This window comes from Rathayibacter rubneri (assembly GCF_023743255.1).
GTDB lineage: Bacteria > Actinomycetota > Actinomycetes > Actinomycetales > Microbacteriaceae > Rathayibacter > Rathayibacter rubneri.
The window spans coordinates 52,054-68,153 of sequence record NZ_JAMRYM010000006.1 but is presented as its reverse complement, the minus strand read 5'-3'; the positions used below and the strand labels follow the sequence as shown (position 1 = coordinate 68,153).

Genomic DNA, 16,100 nt, shown 5'->3' with positions numbered 1-16,100 from the left:
GCTCCGTCAGCAGGGGGTGGGGCCGCCTCTCGGCCCCACCCCCTGCTGACGGAGCAGTCCGCCTCTCGGCCCCACCCCCTGCTGACGGAGCAGTCCGCCTCGCGGTCCCACTCCCTCCTGATCGAGGAGGCCGCCTCGCGGTGCACCTCTTGCTGATCGAGTAGGCCGCTCGCGGCCGTATCGAGATCCACGTCCCCCGAGGCCCAGCGCCCCGCCGCCCGGTCGGCGACCGGCCTCAGGAGATCCCGTAGCTGAAGTCCAGGTCGTACCCCGCCTGGTCGCCGTCCCAGGTGAACTCGACCGGGGCGTCCGGGTGCTCCTCGAGGCGCACGCTGCTCGCCGGGGTGATCAGCGCGTGCACGACCCCGCGGTTCAGCGACGCGAAGCCGACCCACCTGCCGACGCTCGAGACGCCGTCCAGCAGTGCCGAGCGCAGCGCGTCCAGGTCGATCTCGGGCGCCAACGTGTAGTCGACGCCGTCGAGCATCAAGCGCGTCACAGCCATCCAGGTCCTCCTCGGGTGCGTCATCACGGTAGGTCTGACGTGCGTCCCGAGCGAGACGGTTGACTTCCCCTCCCCCGCCTCGATAGAACTCGGCCCAGGTGGTGCTGCGCGTCGCCGACGGGCAGGCCCCGGGACGACCGCGCCGCGGAACCCGCTGTGCCGGCAGCGCTCAGCGGCTCGCAGCGGCGAGCAGCTCGCGCGCCTCGGTGCTCTCGGGGTACTGCACGAGCACGCGCTCGAGGTCCCGCCGCGCGGGCGCGCGACGCCCGTCGGCGAGATGGGTGCTGGCGCGCTCGAACAGCGCCTCGGCCCGCAGCTCGACCGGCCGGGCGGTCGTGACGTTGGGCCGCACGACCTTGTCGAGCGCGTCCAGAGCGCTCTCGATGAGGCCGAGCTCGCGCAGAGCCGCCCCGCGTCGGATGAGCGCGGCCGCCGACGCCGCGTCGACGTTGACGATGCCCGCCGTCAGCACCGCCACGTCGGTCCAGCGCCGGCGGGCGGAGTAGAGGGACGCGAGCGCCGCGGCGGCGAGGGTCGAGGGAGCGAGGGTCTCGAGGGCCGCGGCCGCCACCGCGTGGTCGTCGGCGTCGGCGAGCTCCGCGAAGACCAGGCGGAGCGCCGTCGCGTCCAGCGGGACCGTGACGTCCAGGCCGGCGCTGAGCGGGAGGCGCACCGAGAGCGAGAGGCCGTAGCGCGCCAGGAAGGGGTCGGACGCGGGGTCGTAGCGGGAGCGCACCAGCCGGCCCGCGATCCGCTGCGCCCGGTCGTCGTCCCCGCGGCCGAGTGCATCGCGGGCGAGCTCGATCACGGCGGCGACCCTCGCGCCCTCGGGCGACGACGCCGTCGCCTCGCGCAGCTCGGCGGCGGGAGCGCCGGCGCGGACGAGGCGGATGAGCGCCGACTCCCAGGGCTGGGCGAGGGGGGAGGGCCGCACCAGGCCGGGCCCGGAGGGCATGGACACCACGGCCGCCAGCCGGCTGCGGCGGGGTGCTCGAGCGGCGTCGGCGTCGGCGACCGGCTGCAGGCGGGCCCGACCGAGAGGGCGGAGGGGACCGTCCTGGCGGAATCCGACTGCCACTGCGACCCTCCCGCACCTCGCGGAGAGCCCGACCCCCGGGCTGCTCCGAAGGTCCGAGTTTACGGCCTCCTCCTGTCCGTTTCCCCCCGAACGGGAGCATTCGTCGTGGCGCGCAACGAACGGTCTCCGCCTCTCTCGGAGGCGCGGATCCGAGAGGGCCGCGCGCGATCATCGGGATCCCTGCTGGTCGAGTAGCCGCACCTCGGCGTATCGAGACCCGCCGCTCCGGAGGATGCGGGATCTCGATACCGCCGCGCAGCGGTCTACTCGATCAGCAAGGGCGGCCGCGCCGCGGCCTCCTCGATCAGCAGGGACGGCCGCGCTGCGGCCTCCTCGATCAGCAAGGGCGACGGCCGCTCGGGCCGCGGGCGCTACAGGCCCTGCGACAGGCGGTAGTACGCCGCGTTCGCGCGCAGCTCGTTCTCGAAGCCGCGGAGCGTCGTGCCCTCGTCGATGACGAGCAGCTCGACGCCGGCGATGCGGGCGAAGTCCTCCCACGCCTCCACGCCGATCTGCGTCGTCATGACCGTGTGGTGGGCCGCTCCCGCGGTGATCCACGCGGCGGCGCTGGTGCTGAAGTCCGGAGCCGGCTGCCAGACCGCGCGGCCGACCGGCAGGTGCGGCAGCGTCTGCGGCGGCTCGACGTTCTGCACGGCGTTCGCGACGAGGCGGAAGCGCTCGCGCACATCGCTGAGCGCGACGACGACGGCGGGTCCCGCATCCGCCGTGAAGACCAGGCGCACCGGGTCCTCGCGGCCGCCGATGCCCAGCGGGTGGATCTCGAGCGTGGCGCGCTTCGACGACAGCGACGGCGAGACCTCGAGCATGTGCGCACCGAGGATCAGCTCCTCGCCGGGCGTCATGTCGTAGGTGTAGTCCTCCATGAGGCTGGTGCCGCCGGGGAGCCCGGCGCCCATGACTGCGGCGATGCGGATGAGGACGGCCGTCTTCCAGTCGCCCTCCCCGCCGAAGCCGTAGCCGTCGGCCATCAGGCGCTGCACCGCGAGGCCGGGGAGCTGGCGGAGCCCGCCGAGGTCCTCGAAGCTGTCGGTGAACGCCTCGAAGCCGCCCTCCTCGAGGAACGAGCGCAGCCCGATCTCGACCGCCGCACCGTAGCGGAGCGGCTCGTGGCGCTCGCCGCCGGGGAGCAGCTCGGCGACCACGTCGTAGCTCTCGACGTACTCGGCGACGAGAGCGTCGATCTGCTCGGCCGTCGCCGCGTCGACGCGCTCGACGAGCTCGTTGACGCCCCAGGTGTTGACGCTGACGCCGAGGCGGATCTCGGCCTCGGTCTTGTCGCCCTCGGTGACGGCGACGTTGCGCATGTTGTCGCCGAAGCGGGCGACCTTCATGCTCTGCGAGGCGGCCCAGCCGGACGCGGCGCGCGACCAGATGCCGATCGACTCCGTCACGCGGGCGTCGCTGGCGTGGCCGACGACCGTCTTCCGCGGCACGCTCATGCGGCTGAGGATGTAGCCGTGCTCGCGGTCGCCGTGCGCGGCCTGGTTGAGGTTCATGAAGTCGAAGTCGATGTCCTGCCACGGCAGGGCCACGTTCGCCTGGGTGTGGAAGTGCAGCAGCGGCTTGGCGAGCGCGTCGAAGCCGTGGATCCACATCTTCGACGGGCTGAAGGTGTGCATCCAGGTGATGACGCCCACCACGGAGTCGTCCGCGTTGGCCTCGATCATGGTGCGGCGGATCGCGTCGGAGCTCTTCAGCACCGGCTTCCACTCGATCGTGACGGGGATCGCGCTCGCCGCGTTCAGCTCGGCGACGACGGCCTGCGACTGCTCGGCGACCTGGCGGAGGGTGTCCTCGCCGTAGAGGTCCTGGCTGCCGGTCAGGAACCAGACGGTGCGGGTGGCGAGATTCGGAATGATGCTTCGGCTCATGCGATGGCTCCGGTGGGGTTCTGTCCGTAGACGTTCTGGTAGCGGTCGAACAGGGCGTCGATCGACTCCTGCGGGATGGGGACGAGCTCGCCGCCCTGGCGCGCCAGGTGCACGGTGCGCGCGACGTCCTCGGCCATGACGGCCGCCTTCACGGCGTCCTTCGCGTCCTTGCCGATGGTGAACACTCCGTGGTTCTGCATCAGGACCGCGCGCGAGCGGTGCCCGGTCAGGGTCGCGACGATGCCGCGGCCGATGGAGTCGTCGCCGATGATCGCGAACGGGCCGATCGGGATCTCGCCGCCGAACTCGTCGGCCATCGCCGTGATGACGCACGGGATCGCCTCGGCGCGCGCCGCCCAGGCCGTGGCGTAGGTGGAGTGCGTGTGCACGACTCCGCCGACCTCGGGCATCTCGCGGTACACGTAGGCGTGCGCCGCGGTGTCGCTCGAGGGGCTGCGGTCGCTGCCGGCGCTGCCCGGGACCACGACGCCGTCGAGGTCGCACAGGATCATGTTCTCGGGAGCGAGGTCGTCGTACGAGACGCCGCTGGGCTTGATGACGAACAGGTCGGCGCCGGGCACGCGGCCCGAGATGTTGCCGCCCGTCCAGATCACGAGGCCGTAGCGGACGAGCTCGGAGTGCAGGCGGGCGACGTCCTCGCGGACGCGCGCGATCGCCTCCTCGGTGGCCGGATCGAAGGTCATGCGGTCTCTCCCTGTGCGGTGGGTCGGGTGTCGGTGAGGGTCTCGACGGCGGTCCGCTCGACGGCGAGGCCGGCGCGGTAGCGCTCGAGGTACGAGGCGAAGCCGGCGACGTCCCCGGAGTCGGGGGCGACGGTCTCGAAGGAGTAGCCGCTGAAGACGCGGTCGGTGAGGTACGCGCTGAGGTCGCCCCCGCCGTCGCGGCGGAAGGCTGCGAGCACCGCGATGCCCCAGGGTCCGCCCTCGGACGCCGTCTCGGCGACGGCCACGGGCGCGTCGAGCGCGCCGGCGAGGAAGCGCTGCGCGACTCCGGCCGTGCGGAACATGCCGCCGTGCGCGTACATGGCGTCGAGCTCGACGCCCTCCTCGGCGAGCACGCGCATGCCGAGCGCGAGGGTGCCGAAGACGCCGTAGAGCTGCGCGCGGATGAAGTTGGGCAGCGTGAGTCGCGAGTCCGGGGTGCGGACGACGAGCGGACGTCCCTCGACCAGGCCCGCGATGGGCTCGCCGGCGAGGTGGTTGTAGGCGAGGAGTCCGCCGGCGTCGGCGTCGCCCTCGAGCGCTGCGCGGAAGAGCGTGCCGTACACGGCGTCGCTGTCGGCCGGGAGGCCCTGCGCCGCGGCGAACTGCGAGAAGAGGCCCACCCACGTCGCGAGCTCGCTCGCTCCGTTGTTGCAGTGCACCATCGCCACGAGGTCGCCGGCCGGAGTCGCGACCAGGTCGAGCTCGTGGTGGACGCTCGCGAGCGGCCGCTCCAGGACGACCATCGCGAAGATGCTCGTGCCGGCGCTGACGTTGCCGGTGCGCGGGGCGACGGAGTTGGTGGCCACCATGCCGGTGCCGGCGTCGCCCTCGGGCGGGCAGAACGGCACGCCGGCCTGCAGTGCGCCGGTGGGGTCGAGCAGCAGAGCGCCCTCGGCGGTGAGCTCGCCGGCCTCGGCGCCCGCGGGGAGCACCTCGGGCAGCAGGTCGCGCAGCGCGGGCAGGCTGCGACCGGCCACGAGGCCGTCGTACGCCTCGAGCACGGAGGTGTCGTAGTCGGTCGTCGCCGGATCGGTCGGGACCATGCCCGACGCGTCGCCGACTCCGAGGACCTTCCGGCCCGTCAGCTTCCAGTGCACGTAGCCCGCGAGGGTCGTGAGGAAGGCGACGTCGGCCACGTGCGGCTCGTCGTCGAGGACGGCCTGGTGGAAGTGGGCAAGCGACCAGCGCAGCGGGATGTTGGCGCCGAACAGCTCGGTGAGCTGCTCCGACGCCGGGCCGGTGCTGGTGTTGCGCCAGGTGCGGAACGGCACGAGCAGCTCGCCGCTCGCGTCGAACGGGAGGTAGCCGTGCATCATCGCCGAGACGCCGAGCGCCCCGAAGGTGGTGGGAGCGACTCCGTGGCGCTGCTGCGCATCGGCGACCAGGTCGGCGAAGGCCGACTGCAGTCCCGACCAGACGTCCTCGAGGGAGTAGGTCCAGCGCCGGTCGACGAACCGGTTCTCCCACTCGTGGCTGCCCGTCGCCAGCACGACCGACGGGTCGGCGGCGTCGACGAGACAGGCCTTGATGCGGGTGGATCCGAGTTCGATCCCGAGGGCGGTCGCGCCGCTCGTGATCGCGTCTCCACCGGGGGCGGAAGGGGGCCGTCGCTGGTCCATCGTGCTCCTCGCTCGGGCGATGTGACCGTTCACAAAGCCAGGAGCCAGAGTAGGCGACGCACCTCGGGCTTGGCAACGAGGCTGCGCCTGCAGAACCTCGGCGTGGTCGCGCCCTCTCCCGGTGGCGGCCCGCCCTCCCTCGCTCCCGCTGGTCGAGTAGCCCCGCAGGGGCGTATCGAGACCCCCGCCGAAGGACGGCGACCCTTCGCCCCTGTCCTCAGCGGTGGGGATCTCGATACGGCCGCTCCGCGGCCCACTCGATCAGCAGGGCGTGGTCGCACCCTCTGCCGGTGGCCGCCCGCCCTGCAGCAGGGCGTGGTCGCGCCCTCTCCTGGTGGCCGCCCGCCCTCCCGCTGGTCGAGTAGCCCCGCAGGGGCGTATCGAGACCCCCCGCCGACGGACGGCGGTCCGTCGCCCCCGGCCTCTGCGGTGGTGGATCTCGAGACGGCCCCTCCGCGGCCTACTCGATCAGCAGGGGCGAATTCGCTCCTCAGCGGACGGAGCGCGCGGTCGATGCCCGCTCGACCAGCTGCGGCGCGACGGGCAGGTCGACCGCCGCGGTCTCGCCGCGCAGCTCCGCCAGCACGACGCCGATGGTGCGGCGGCCGACCTCGGCGAAGTCCTGGCGGATGGTGGTCAGCGGCGGCAGGTAGTGCGCCGCCTCCGGGACGTCGTCGAAGCCGATGACGCTCAGGTCCGCGGGCACCCTCACGCCGCGATCGGCGCACGCGTGCAGGAGTCCGAGCGCCATCTGGTCGTTCCCCGCGAAGACCGCGTCGAGGTCGGGGAGCTCGTCGAGCAGTCGGAGTCCCGCGCGGTAGCCGGACTCGGCGCTCCAGTCGCCCTCGAGCACGCGGGCGGGCTCGAGGCCGTCCTCGGCGAGCCGGGTCGTGAACCCCTCGAGCCGCGCGTGCGCCTCGACCCAGTGCTGGGGGCCGGCCAGGTGCGCGATCCGCCGGTGCCCGAGGGCGAGCAGGTGCTCGGTGGCCAGCCGCGCTCCGGCGGCCTGGTCGACCAGGAGTCGCGGATCCGCTCCGCGCCCGGCCGCGCCGAGGGTGACGAACGGCACTCCGATCGACAGGCTCTCGATGGCCTCGAGCGCGCGCTCCTGCGGGGCGAGCACGACGATCGCCTCGACCGACTCCCGCTGCAGGTGCTCGAGCCCGTCGGCGAGCGACTCCGCATCGGGCGACGCGACGTTGACGACCGGCACCCGGTACCCGGCGTCCCGCGCCGCCTGCTCGATCGCGGCCATCGCGGTGGCGGTGCCGTAGAAGCTGTGGCTCTCGGCGGCGAGGATCCCGATCAGCCCGCTGCGGCTCGTCGCGAGCGCCCGCGCCGCAGCGCTGGGCCGGAAGCCGAGATCGCTGATCGCGGCCAGCACGCGCTCCCGGGTCCGCGGGCGCAGCTGAGGGCTGTCGTTGAGCACCCGCGACACGGTCTGGTAGGAGACGCCCGCCCGCACCGCGACGTCGCGGATCGTCGGCTGTCTCTCGGTCGGCACCCGCACACCGTAGCGCGGCGCTCGCTTCCGCCCCCGGACGGAGGCGGCTGCGGGAGTCCCTGCCTAGGCTGGCCGCGACGCGCACCGGGCGCGCAGCGAGCGAGCGGAGTCGTCATGGGTGGGAGTGCGATCGGAACGGCCGTGGCGCTGGTCGTCGGAGTGCTGGTCGTGGGATCGGTGATCGTGCTGCTGCTGCAGAAACGGAGCATGCTGAACGGTCCGGGCGGGCCGAGCGGACCCGGCCGTCCCGACCGGCGAGCGGGTGACGGAGGTGGCGGTGCCACGTCCGGATCGTCGGACAGCCGCTCGGACGACCGCGCCGACAGCGAGTCGGACGACGGCGGGTCCGGATCCTCGGACTCCGGCGGCTCTTCGGGCGGCGACGGCGGTGGCGGAGGCGGCGGGGACTGAGCCCCGCGCGCGTCAGCCGCGGTGGCCGACGCTGGCGAGGTAGAAGTCGACGCTGTCGCCGAGCTCGATGACGGTCAGCGGCAGGGCGCCGGAGCCGAGGAGCGCGACGGCGGAGTCGGGGCGGGCGGAGTCGGTCGAGAGCATGGGGGGCCTTCCGGAGTCGGTGCGGATGCGGGTGCGGATCGGGGTCAGAGTGCGCGCGGCTCGTCGAGTGCGCGCAGGCCGACGTTGCTGAGGTAGCCGACGCCCTGCAGCACGCTGCCGGCGACGACGGTCGTGACGAACACGACCGAGAGGGCGCCGCGGAGGGGAGCGGTGGCGACGCGCCGCAGGCGTCCGGAGCCCGCGGTCGCCCTGACCGGGGAGCGGGTGTCGGCTGCGGCGGTCTGCATCGGATCCTCCTCGGATGCGGAGCGCGGGATGCGCTCCGACCTGATCCACGATCCTCGGATCCGCGTGCCGCGTCGTCGTCCCGGGGGACCGACCGGGGTCATCCGCTCGCACGACATGTATTGCGCCATGCGGGTGACGCGCGGCCCTGGTGAGCTAAGGGGTCGGGTCGTCGCTCCGGGAGAAGGCGATCGCGACCAGGCGCCGCAGCACGTCGAGATCGACGTCGTCGAGCGTGCGGACGTAGACGCAGCCGGCGCCCTCGGTGTACCGGCCGAGCTCGGGCAGCAGGGTGGCTCCCTCGGGCAGGTCCTTGAGTCCGTAGAGCGAGAGCTGCGCCTTGCGCGGCGAGAACGCCGTCTTCGGCCAGACGCCGGTGCGGCGCGGATCGGAGGGGGAGACGTAGCGGTAGCTGCCGAAGCCGACCATCGACGGCCCCCACATCACCGGTTCCGCGCCGGTGATGTCGCGGAAGAGGGCGGCGAGCGCGACTCCGTCCTCTCGGCGGCGTGCCGGGGTGGCCGCCGCGAGGAACTCGTCGACGCTCGCGTCGGTGGGGCCGGTCTTCTGGGCGCTCATGCGTCGAGCGTGCCACCTCGGGCTGCTCGAGTCCTCGAAAGTCGTCGTACTCGAGCTCGAGTACGACGACTTCGGAGGACTGGGCGGGGCATGCGGGTGCGGGACGTCGAAGCGGGCGTTCGAGTCCTCAGGAGTTGTCGTACTGGGCGTCGAGTACGACGACTATCGAGGAGTCGGGCCGGACCCGGACCCGGCCCCCCGTCACCCCGTCAGCACCAGCGGCCCGTCCTCCGTGATCGCGAGCGTGTGCTCCGTGTGCGCCGCGCGGCTGCCGTCGGCCGTGCGCACCGTCCAGCCGTCGGGGTCCATCCGGATGCGCGAGGTCGTCCTCGACCACCACGGCTCGAGCGCGATCACCATCCCGGGCCGCAGCCGGTAGCCGCGGCCCGCGCGACCGTCGTTGGGGATGTGCAGGTCGCCGTGCATCGTGCGGCCCACGCTGTGCCCGCCGAACTCGAGGTTCACCGGGTAGCCGGCGGAGGCGGCGACCGCGCCGATCGCGGCGGACAGGTCGCCGACGCGGTTGCCCGGCACGGCGGCCGCGATGCCGGCCGCGAGGGCGTCGCGGGTCGAGCGGATCAGCTCCTCGTCGCTCAGCTGTGCCCGCCCGACGATCGTGGTCACCGCCGCGTCGGCCACCCAGCCGTCGACCGAGACGGCGAAGTCCAGGCTCAGCACGTCGCCGTCGCGCAGCCGGTAGTCGTGCGGGAGCCCGTGCTGCGCGGCGTCGTTGACGGAGGTGCAGATCACGTTGCGGAAGGGGCCGTCGCCGAACGAGGGCGCGTAGTCCCAGTAGCAGGAGACGGCTCCGCGCTCGTCGACGGCCCGGCGGGCGGCCTGCTCGATCTCGAGCAGGTTCATGCCCACCTCGGCGCGGGCGGAGAGGGAGGCGAGCGTGTCGCGGACGAAGGCGCCCGCGGCGCGCATCTCGTCGATCTCGGCGGGGGTGTGCAGCTCGATCATGCCGGTATACTAATACCGCTGGACGGTATGAAAATACCAGCCACTCCGCCCGCCTGATCGAAGGAGCCCGCCGTGATGGTCCGCGCACCCCTCACCCCCGAGCAGCTCGAGGCCGGTCGTCAGCTCGGCGAGACGCTCCGGCGCGCCCGCGGCAGCCGCACGCTGAACGAGGTCGCCGCACAGGCCGGGCTCTCGCCCGAGACGCTCCGCAAGATCGAGACCGGACGCCTCCCCAGCCCGGCCTTCGGCACCGTCGCGGCCCTCGCCGCCGCGCTCGACCTCTCGCTCGACGCCCTCGCGCTCGAGTGGGCCGGAGCGTCGACGCGGATCGTGCGTCGGGCCTAGGCCCCCAGCCGCTCCCGCCAGTCCGCCGGCAGCCGATCGGCGGGACCGGGCGCGGTCTGATCGAGCGGGTGCTCCTGGGGGTCCGCCAAGCGGGGTCCGTCGGCGTAGTCGCCGGTGCGGTAGTCCCAGAACCAGTCCTCGCCGGGCTCGAAGCTGCGGATGACGGCGTGCCCGGTCGACTCGAAGTGCGCGGTCGCGTGGCGGTTCGGCGAGTCGTCGCAGCAGCCGATGTGCCCGCAGAGCGCGCACCGGCGCAGGTGCACCCACCAGTCCCCGGCGCGGTCGCACTCGACGCATCCGGCGCCGGAGGGAGGGGCTGTGGGGTCGATCATCGACGTCGCGGTCATGCGTCCAGTGTGCTCCGTCGAGGGTCGTCCGTGCGCGGCTCAGCCCCCGTCGATCAGCCTCGCGAAGGCCTCGTCGACCATCGCGCGGAAGTCGGCGTCCTCGTGCGCGGCCCACTCCTCCCACACCACGTCGACCGCGGCGAGGCCGGCGGCGGCGAGGACCCGGGCGGTGAGCGGCTCGACGCCCCGCGCGGCCAGGGCGTCGGCCAGCGCCTCCGCCCCCTCGGCCCGGCGCTCGCGCAGTCGCGCCTTGAGCGTGAACTCGCTCGAGATGAGCCGGAGCCGCGCCCGGTAGACCTCGGGCTCGCGCACCGCCACGACGACGACGGGCTCGACGGAGGCGCGCACCAGCTCCCAGCCCGAGAGCGCGGAGTCGGCGGGCAGCGCGCGGACGGGGGCGGCGTAGTCGACGCGGTCGCCCTCCACGGCGGCGACGACCACGTCCTCCTTGCTGCGGAAGTAGCGGAAGAAGGTCGCCCGCGAGACGCCGGCCTCGCGGGCGGCCTCCTCGACGGTCACCGCGGAGTAGCCGCGCTCGAGGAACACGGCCAGCACCGCGTCGGCGAGCTCGGCGCGCAGGAGGGCGCGCGTGCGGTCGCGGAGCGGTGCTGTCATGCGGTTCAGCCTAGGAGCCGTGGGGTGGAGGCCCCGGCTCCGCTCAGTTCGCGGCCGAGATCTCGAGTGCGATGCCGTCGGGGTCGCGGAACTCGAGGATGCTCTGCGGGCCGGTGTCCTTGACCGGCTCGTGCGCGATGCCGAGCTCGTCGAGCACGGTGACGGCGGCCTGCAGCTCGTCCGGTCCGGCGACGGCGAAGCTCAGGTGGTCCAGGCCCACGCGGTCCTCGTCGAAACGGTCGCCGGCGGCGGCGACGGGGCGCAGGCCCAGCAGCCCGCCGGGGAAGGAGTAGATCACTCCGCCGAAGAGGAAGGCCAGCTGCTCCTGCTCCTCGGCGGGGGCGTCGGCGGGCGGCGCTTCGAAGGCGACGTCGAAGCCGAAGACGGAGTCGTAGAAGGCGCGCGAGGCGCCGATGTCGCGGACGGTGAGGCGGATGTGGGCGTAGTCCACGGCGGGGATGGGCATGCGGGGTCCTTCCGGAGGCGGCGGGCCGGAACGCCCGCCGAGAGTGCTTCGGAGCCGGGGCGTCTCAGGAGGGGTTCCGATCCGCGGTTGAGACTCAGTCTCAGGTGAGATATTCACTATCACGGCACCGATGCCGCCCCGACCGAAGGAGACCCGCATGACCCTCACCTCGAAGAACACGCTGCAGGAGTGGCTCGACGACGCCGTCGGCGGTCCGATCCTCCGCGGGATCCTCGCCCAGGGCGGTCAGTCGGAGGAGGCGCTGCGCCCCGCGGCGAGCCTGTCCCTGCGCGCGATGGTCGAGCTCGGCGGCGGCGCGTTCCCGCAGGAGCTCGTCGACACGCTGGTGAAGCAGGCGAACGGCGGAGTGGTCCCGCCCGAGGAGGCGGAGGAGGAGGCGCAGGACGGCTCCGGCCGGTTCGTGGGGAAGGCGGTGATCGTCACCGGCGCCGGGTCCGGCATCGGCCGCGCGACGGCGCGCCGGATCGTGCGCGAGGGCGGTCGGGTGATCGCGGTCGACGTCGTGCCGACCGGGATCGAGGCGCTCGCCGCGGCCTCGCCCGAGGGCTCGATCGTCACGGTCACCGCCGACATCACGTCGGCCGACGGGGTCGCGTCGATCGTGTCCGCGGCGGGGGAGCGGATCGACGGCCTCGCGAACATCGCGGGGATCATGGACGGGATGACTCCGCTGCACGAGACCGAGGACGCGCTCTGGCGCCGGGTGTTCTCGGTCAACGTCGACGGCACGTTCGCGCTCAGCCGCGCGGTGCTGCCGGCGATGCTCGAGGCCGGTCGCGGGGCGATCGTGAACGTGGCGTCGGAGGCGTCGCTGCGCGGCAACGCGGCCGGCACCGCCTACACGGCGTCCAAGCACGCGGTCGTGGGCATCACGAAGAGCTCCGCGTTCCTCTACGGTCCCTCCGGCATCCGCACCAACGCCGTCGCTCCCGGCCCCACTGCGACGGCGATCGAGGGCACGATGTCGAGCGACTTCGCGCGCGAGCGGCTCGCACCGTTCTTCGCGCTGATCCCGCCGGTGGTCGAGGCCGACACGATGGCCGCGTCGATCACCTGGCTGCTGAGCGACGACTCGGCGAACGTGAACGGGATCGTGCTCGCCTCGGACGGCGGCTGGTCGGTGCAGTAGCGGCCGGGGCGATCAGCTGCGAGTGCTCCGCAGCTCGCGGCTGATCGCCCGCAGCCCGGTCTCGAGAGCCTCGAGCTCCTTGAGCGAGAGGCCCGACAGCACGTCCTCGCCGAGCTCGGGGCGGGCGGCCATCAGCTCGCGGACGACCGCGCGGCCGAGGTCGGTGGCGTGGATGCGCCGCACGCGCTGGTCGAGCCGGTCCGTCTCGCGCTCGACGAGGCCCTGGGCGACGAGCCGGTCGACGAGCTTCGACATCGACGGCATCGAGACGCCGAAGCTCTGGGCGAGACCTGCTCCGGTCGCGCCCTCCTCGGTGGTGACGACCACCGACAGCGCCTTCAGCTGCTGGATCGTCAGGTCGGTCGTCAGCAGCGGGGCGAGCACGCGGGGGATCGAGCGCACGGTGATCGCGATCGAGAGCGCCTCGATGTCCGAGACGACGCGGGTGCGGGGATCCATCCGCCCACCGTAGGACTCAGGCGATGCCCAGGGCAATTGCTTAGATTGAAGCTAACCTTTTCGACGAGGGCGCCCGTCGTCCTCGGAACCGATCCGGAGTCGTGTCGGCGCTCGCGGGACCTCCCGCCGCCGCCCCGGCCCCGGGCTCCGTCGTCGCGCCGATCCGCGTGACGAGAGCGAGACGCCCCCATGACCGAGAGCACCACCACCGAGACCACCGCCACCACCGAGACCCTCGCCGCCGACGACCAGCGCCGCCTCGAGGCCGCCCGCGCGAGGTACCGCGCTGAGCGCGACCGCCGCGCCCGCCCCGATGCCGCGACGCAGTACCGCCGCGCGGCGGGCGAGTTCGGCTACTACGCCAAGGACCCGTACACCGAGCGCGTCGAGCGCGAGCCGGTGGCCGACCGGGTCGAGGCGCTCGTGATCGGGGCCGGCTTCGGCGGGCTGCTCACCGCGTCCCGGCTGCGCGAGGCGGGTGTCGACTCCCTCCGCCTGATGGACGAGGCCGGCGACGTCGGCGGCACCTGGTACTGGAACCGCTACCCGGGGGTGCGCTGCGACATCGAGTCGTCCGTCTACCTTCCGCTGCTCGAGGAGGTCGGTGCGATGCCGTCCGAGCGCTACGCCCCGGGGGAGGAGATCCGCCGGCACGCGGTCGCGATCGCCGAGCACTACGGCCTGTACCGCGACGCGCTCTTCCAGACCCGCGCCACCGCGCTCACCTGGGACGAGGAGGCGGAGGAGTGGGTCGTCGAGACCGATCGCGGCGACCGGTTCCGCGCGCGGTTCGTGGTCACCTCCTCCGGAACCCTGACCCAGCCCAAGCTGCCCGGCATCCCGGGCATCGAGACCTTCCGCGGCCACACCTTCCACACCTCGCGCTGGGACTACGGCTACACCGGCGGCACGCCCGACGGCGGCCTGGCCGGGCTCGCCGACAAGCGCGTGGCCGTCGTGGGCACCGGTGCGACCGGACTCCAGGTGATCCCGCACGTCGGCGCGGACGCCAAGGAGCTGATCGTGTTCCAGCGCACACCGTCCACCGTCGATGTCCGCGACAACCGGCCGACGGATCCCGAGTGGGCGGCGTCGCTCCGCCCCGGCTGGCAGCGCGAGCGGATGGAGAACTTCCTCGCGGTCCTCGCCGGCGAGCCGGTGGACGAGTCCCTCGTGCAGGACGGCTGGACGAAGACCGTCGAGCTGCAGCGGCAGATCCTCTCGGGTGCGGTCGACACGTCGCTCCCGCCCCAGGAGCGCGAGCTGCGCGACGAGCTGGCCGACCTCGACACGATGGACCGCCTCCGCGCCCGCGTCGACTCCGTCGTCGAGGATCCCGCGACCGCCGCGGCGCTGAAGCCCTGGTACCGCTACATGTGCAAGCGCCCCGGCTTCAGCGACACGTACCTCCCCACCTTCAACCGGCCGAACGTCCGCCTCGTCGACACGGCCGACACCGGAGGCATCACCCGGATGACCGAGACGGAGGTCGTCGTCGGCGACACCGCGTACGAGGTCGACTGCGTGATCTTCGCGACCGGCTTCGAGGTCGGGATCTCGGGGGTGATGTCGGGCACGCTGCCGGTCGTCGGCCGGGGCGGGCGGACGCTCCTGGAGGCGTGGGCGCGCGGCCCGCGCACCCTGCACGGCTTCTCATCGCACGGGTTCCCGAACCTGTTCCACCTCAGCGGCATCCAGAACGCCAACTCGGTGAACTTCGCGCACATCCTGCTCGAGCAGGCCGAGCACATCGCCGCCGTGATCGCCCGCGGCCGCGAGGTCGGCGCCCGGTACCTCGAGCCCAGCGCCGAGGCCGAGGAGGCGTGGGTGCGGACCGTGCACGAGACCGCGGCCGACACCCGCGCGTTCCAGGCCGAGTGCACGCCCGGCTACTACAACGGCGAGGGCACCCGCTCCATCGGCGGCGCCACCTACAGCCCCGGCCCGATCGCGTTCCACCGCCTGCTGCGCGCGTGGCGCGAGGAGGGCATGAGCGACGTGCTCGTCGGCGCCGGAGTGGGGGCGTCGCGATGAGGCGGCGCGCGATCGCGGTGCCGGTGCTGCTCGCCGGGGCTCTCGCGGGATGCACGGACACGGGGGAAACCGCGGGTCGGGGTGCGCCTCCGTCGGTCGTGACCGCCGAGCGGGTCCTGCAGGTGACCGAGGTGCACGAGGCGACCGGCATGACGCTGCTCGAGGGCCCGACGTTCGGCCCCGACGGCGGCCTCTACGTGGTCGACGTCACCGCCCCGCCCGGCGAGGGCAAGGTGCTGCGGATCGACCTCGAGGACGAGAGCGTCGAGCCGGTGTGGAGCGACGACTCCTCCGCGCTCACCTCGGCGCAGTTCGCGGCCGACGGACGCCTCTACGTGACCGACTTCCTCGGCGGCGCGATCCGGAGCATGACGGCCGACGGCGAGGACGTGCGGGAGGTGGCCGGCGGGCTCGTCGACGGGGTGCCGATGCAGCCGGACGACCTCGCGTTCGGCGCCGACGGCGCGCTCTACGTCACCGACGCCGCCGGGGCGCAGGACCCGTACTGGGAGGCGTCGGGCCGCGTGATCCGCGTCGATCCCGCGACCGGGGCGGCGTCGGTGCTCGCCGACGAGCTGCCCTCGCCCAACGGGGTCGCCTTCTCGCCCGACCACGGCGAGCTCTGGGTGAGCCTGAACACGGGCAACCGGATCGACCGCCTCACGCTGACCGAGGACGGCAGCGCGGTCGCCACCGCGTTCCCCGCCATCCACGCCTCGCCCGGTGTCGGTCAGCTCGACTCGATCGCGGTCGACGCCGACGGCAATCTCTACGTCGGCCTGCACAGCCGGCCCGAGATCCTCGTCTACGACACGTCCGGCAGCCTGCTCCAGACGGTGACCGTCGCGGAGCCGGGCGTGAGCTCGGCGACCAACATCGCGATCAGACCGGGCACGACGGAGGCGTTCGCGACGGTGAGCGGAGCGGACGGCGGCTTCGTGCACTCGTTCGAGGCGCTGGCGGAGGGGGTGCCGCAGTCGAACGGCGGCTGATGCTCGGAGGGCGACAGTACAGCCGA

General features: G+C 73.3%; 19 protein-coding genes. 5 read left to right on the top strand and 14 right to left on the bottom strand.

Annotated features, from left to right (window positions below; translation table 11 throughout):
• Positions 1–235: 235 nt before the first annotated feature.
• The 6 genes from NB037_RS03670 to NB037_RS03645 form a co-directional block, all read right to left on the bottom strand.
• Positions 236–505, bottom strand: a complete 270-nt coding sequence (locus NB037_RS03670; RefSeq protein ID WP_251943767.1) for a hypothetical protein — start codon at positions 503–505, stop codon at positions 236–238.
• Positions 506–674: 169 nt separating this feature from the next.
• Complete coding sequence (locus NB037_RS03665) at positions 675–1,583, bottom strand: tetratricopeptide repeat protein (RefSeq protein WP_251943764.1); 909 nt, start codon at positions 1,581–1,583, stop codon at positions 675–677.
• A gap of 371 nt (positions 1,584–1,954) precedes the next feature.
• Positions 1,955–3,475 (bottom strand): L-arabinose isomerase, encoded by a 1,521-nt coding sequence (gene araA / locus NB037_RS03660; RefSeq protein WP_251943760.1) that lies wholly within the window; start codon positions 3,473–3,475, stop codon positions 1,955–1,957.
• Entirely contained in the window at positions 3,472–4,179 is a 708-nt protein-coding gene (locus tag NB037_RS03655; RefSeq protein ID WP_251943759.1) for an L-ribulose-5-phosphate 4-epimerase, read from the bottom strand. The genes araA and NB037_RS03655 overlap by 4 nt, the downstream gene beginning before the upstream one ends.
• Positions 4,176–5,819: a xylulokinase gene (locus NB037_RS03650; RefSeq protein ID WP_251943756.1), complete on the bottom strand. Its 1,644-nt coding sequence runs from the start codon at positions 5,817–5,819 to the stop codon at positions 4,176–4,178. Before NB037_RS03650 ends, NB037_RS03655 begins: the two co-directional genes overlap by 4 nt.
• Positions 5,820–6,309: 490 nt before the next feature.
• Positions 6,310–7,323, bottom strand: coding sequence for a LacI family DNA-binding transcriptional regulator (locus tag NB037_RS03645; protein WP_251943753.1), 1,014 nt, complete (start codon positions 7,321–7,323; stop codon positions 6,310–6,312).
• Between the two features lie 114 nt (positions 7,324–7,437).
• Here NB037_RS03645 and NB037_RS03640 point away from each other — a divergent pair, with 114 nt between their 5' ends.
• Entirely contained in the window at positions 7,438–7,734 is a 297-nt protein-coding gene (locus NB037_RS03640; protein ID WP_251943750.1) for a hypothetical protein, read from the top strand.
• A 12-nt stretch (positions 7,735–7,746) separates the two neighbouring features.
• On the opposite strand, the gene NB037_RS19420 is transcribed toward NB037_RS03640, so the two are convergent.
• The 4 genes from NB037_RS19420 to map form a co-directional block, all read right to left on the bottom strand.
• Positions 7,747–7,878 (bottom strand): hypothetical protein, encoded by a 132-nt coding sequence (locus tag NB037_RS19420; RefSeq protein ID WP_279308549.1) that lies wholly within the window; start codon positions 7,876–7,878, stop codon positions 7,747–7,749.
• A 44-nt stretch (positions 7,879–7,922) separates the two neighbouring features.
• The gene (locus tag NB037_RS03635; protein WP_251943747.1) at positions 7,923–8,126 is read right to left on the bottom strand and encodes a hypothetical protein; all 204 of its coding nucleotides are present in this window, start codon (positions 8,124–8,126) and stop codon (positions 7,923–7,925) included.
• 154 nt (positions 8,127–8,280) lie between these two features.
• Positions 8,281–8,703: a DUF1801 domain-containing protein gene (locus tag NB037_RS03630; protein WP_251943745.1), complete on the bottom strand. Its 423-nt coding sequence runs from the start codon at positions 8,701–8,703 to the stop codon at positions 8,281–8,283.
• Positions 8,704–8,904: 201 nt separating this feature from the next.
• Entirely contained in the window at positions 8,905–9,666 is a 762-nt protein-coding gene (map, locus tag NB037_RS03625) for a type I methionyl aminopeptidase (RefSeq protein WP_251943741.1), read from the bottom strand.
• A 75-nt stretch (positions 9,667–9,741) separates the two neighbouring features.
• Here map and NB037_RS03620 point away from each other — a divergent pair, with 75 nt between their 5' ends.
• Positions 9,742–10,011 (top strand): helix-turn-helix domain-containing protein, encoded by a 270-nt coding sequence (locus tag NB037_RS03620; RefSeq protein ID WP_251943739.1) that lies wholly within the window; start codon positions 9,742–9,744, stop codon positions 10,009–10,011.
• Here NB037_RS03620 and NB037_RS03615 read toward each other — a convergent pair.
• The 3 genes from NB037_RS03615 to NB037_RS03605 are packed head-to-tail and all read right to left on the bottom strand — an operon-like array spanning position 10,008 to position 11,439.
• Positions 10,008–10,358, bottom strand: a complete 351-nt coding sequence (locus tag NB037_RS03615) for a UBP-type zinc finger domain-containing protein (protein ID WP_251943737.1) — start codon at positions 10,356–10,358, stop codon at positions 10,008–10,010. The genes NB037_RS03620 and NB037_RS03615 overlap by 4 nt on opposite strands.
• Before the next feature lie 39 nt (positions 10,359–10,397).
• Positions 10,398–10,973, bottom strand: a complete 576-nt coding sequence (locus NB037_RS03610) for a TetR family transcriptional regulator (protein ID WP_251943735.1) — start codon at positions 10,971–10,973, stop codon at positions 10,398–10,400.
• Between the two features lie 43 nt (positions 10,974–11,016).
• Positions 11,017–11,439: a VOC family protein gene (locus NB037_RS03605; RefSeq protein WP_251943733.1), complete on the bottom strand. Its 423-nt coding sequence runs from the start codon at positions 11,437–11,439 to the stop codon at positions 11,017–11,019.
• A gap of 157 nt (positions 11,440–11,596) precedes the next feature.
• On the opposite strand from NB037_RS03605, the gene NB037_RS03600 reads away from it, so the two are divergent.
• Complete coding sequence (locus NB037_RS03600) at positions 11,597–12,589, top strand: SDR family NAD(P)-dependent oxidoreductase (RefSeq protein WP_251943731.1); 993 nt, start codon at positions 11,597–11,599, stop codon at positions 12,587–12,589.
• Positions 12,590–12,601: 12 nt separating this feature from the next.
• Here the strand turns inward: NB037_RS03600 and NB037_RS03595 are convergent, their stop codons facing one another.
• On the bottom strand, positions 12,602–13,048 hold the full coding sequence (locus tag NB037_RS03595) for a MarR family winged helix-turn-helix transcriptional regulator (protein WP_251943730.1): 447 nt from the start codon (positions 13,046–13,048) through the stop codon (positions 12,602–12,604).
• Between the two features lie 189 nt (positions 13,049–13,237).
• On the opposite strand from NB037_RS03595, the gene NB037_RS03590 reads away from it, so the two are divergent.
• On the top strand, positions 13,238–15,082 hold the full coding sequence (locus tag NB037_RS03590; protein ID WP_251943728.1) for a flavin-containing monooxygenase: 1,845 nt from the start codon (positions 13,238–13,240) through the stop codon (positions 15,080–15,082).
• A 98-nt stretch (positions 15,083–15,180) separates the two neighbouring features.
• On the top strand, positions 15,181–16,074 hold the full coding sequence (locus NB037_RS03585) for an SMP-30/gluconolactonase/LRE family protein (protein ID WP_251943725.1): 894 nt from the start codon (positions 15,181–15,183) through the stop codon (positions 16,072–16,074).
• Positions 16,075–16,100 lie beyond the last annotated feature (26 nt).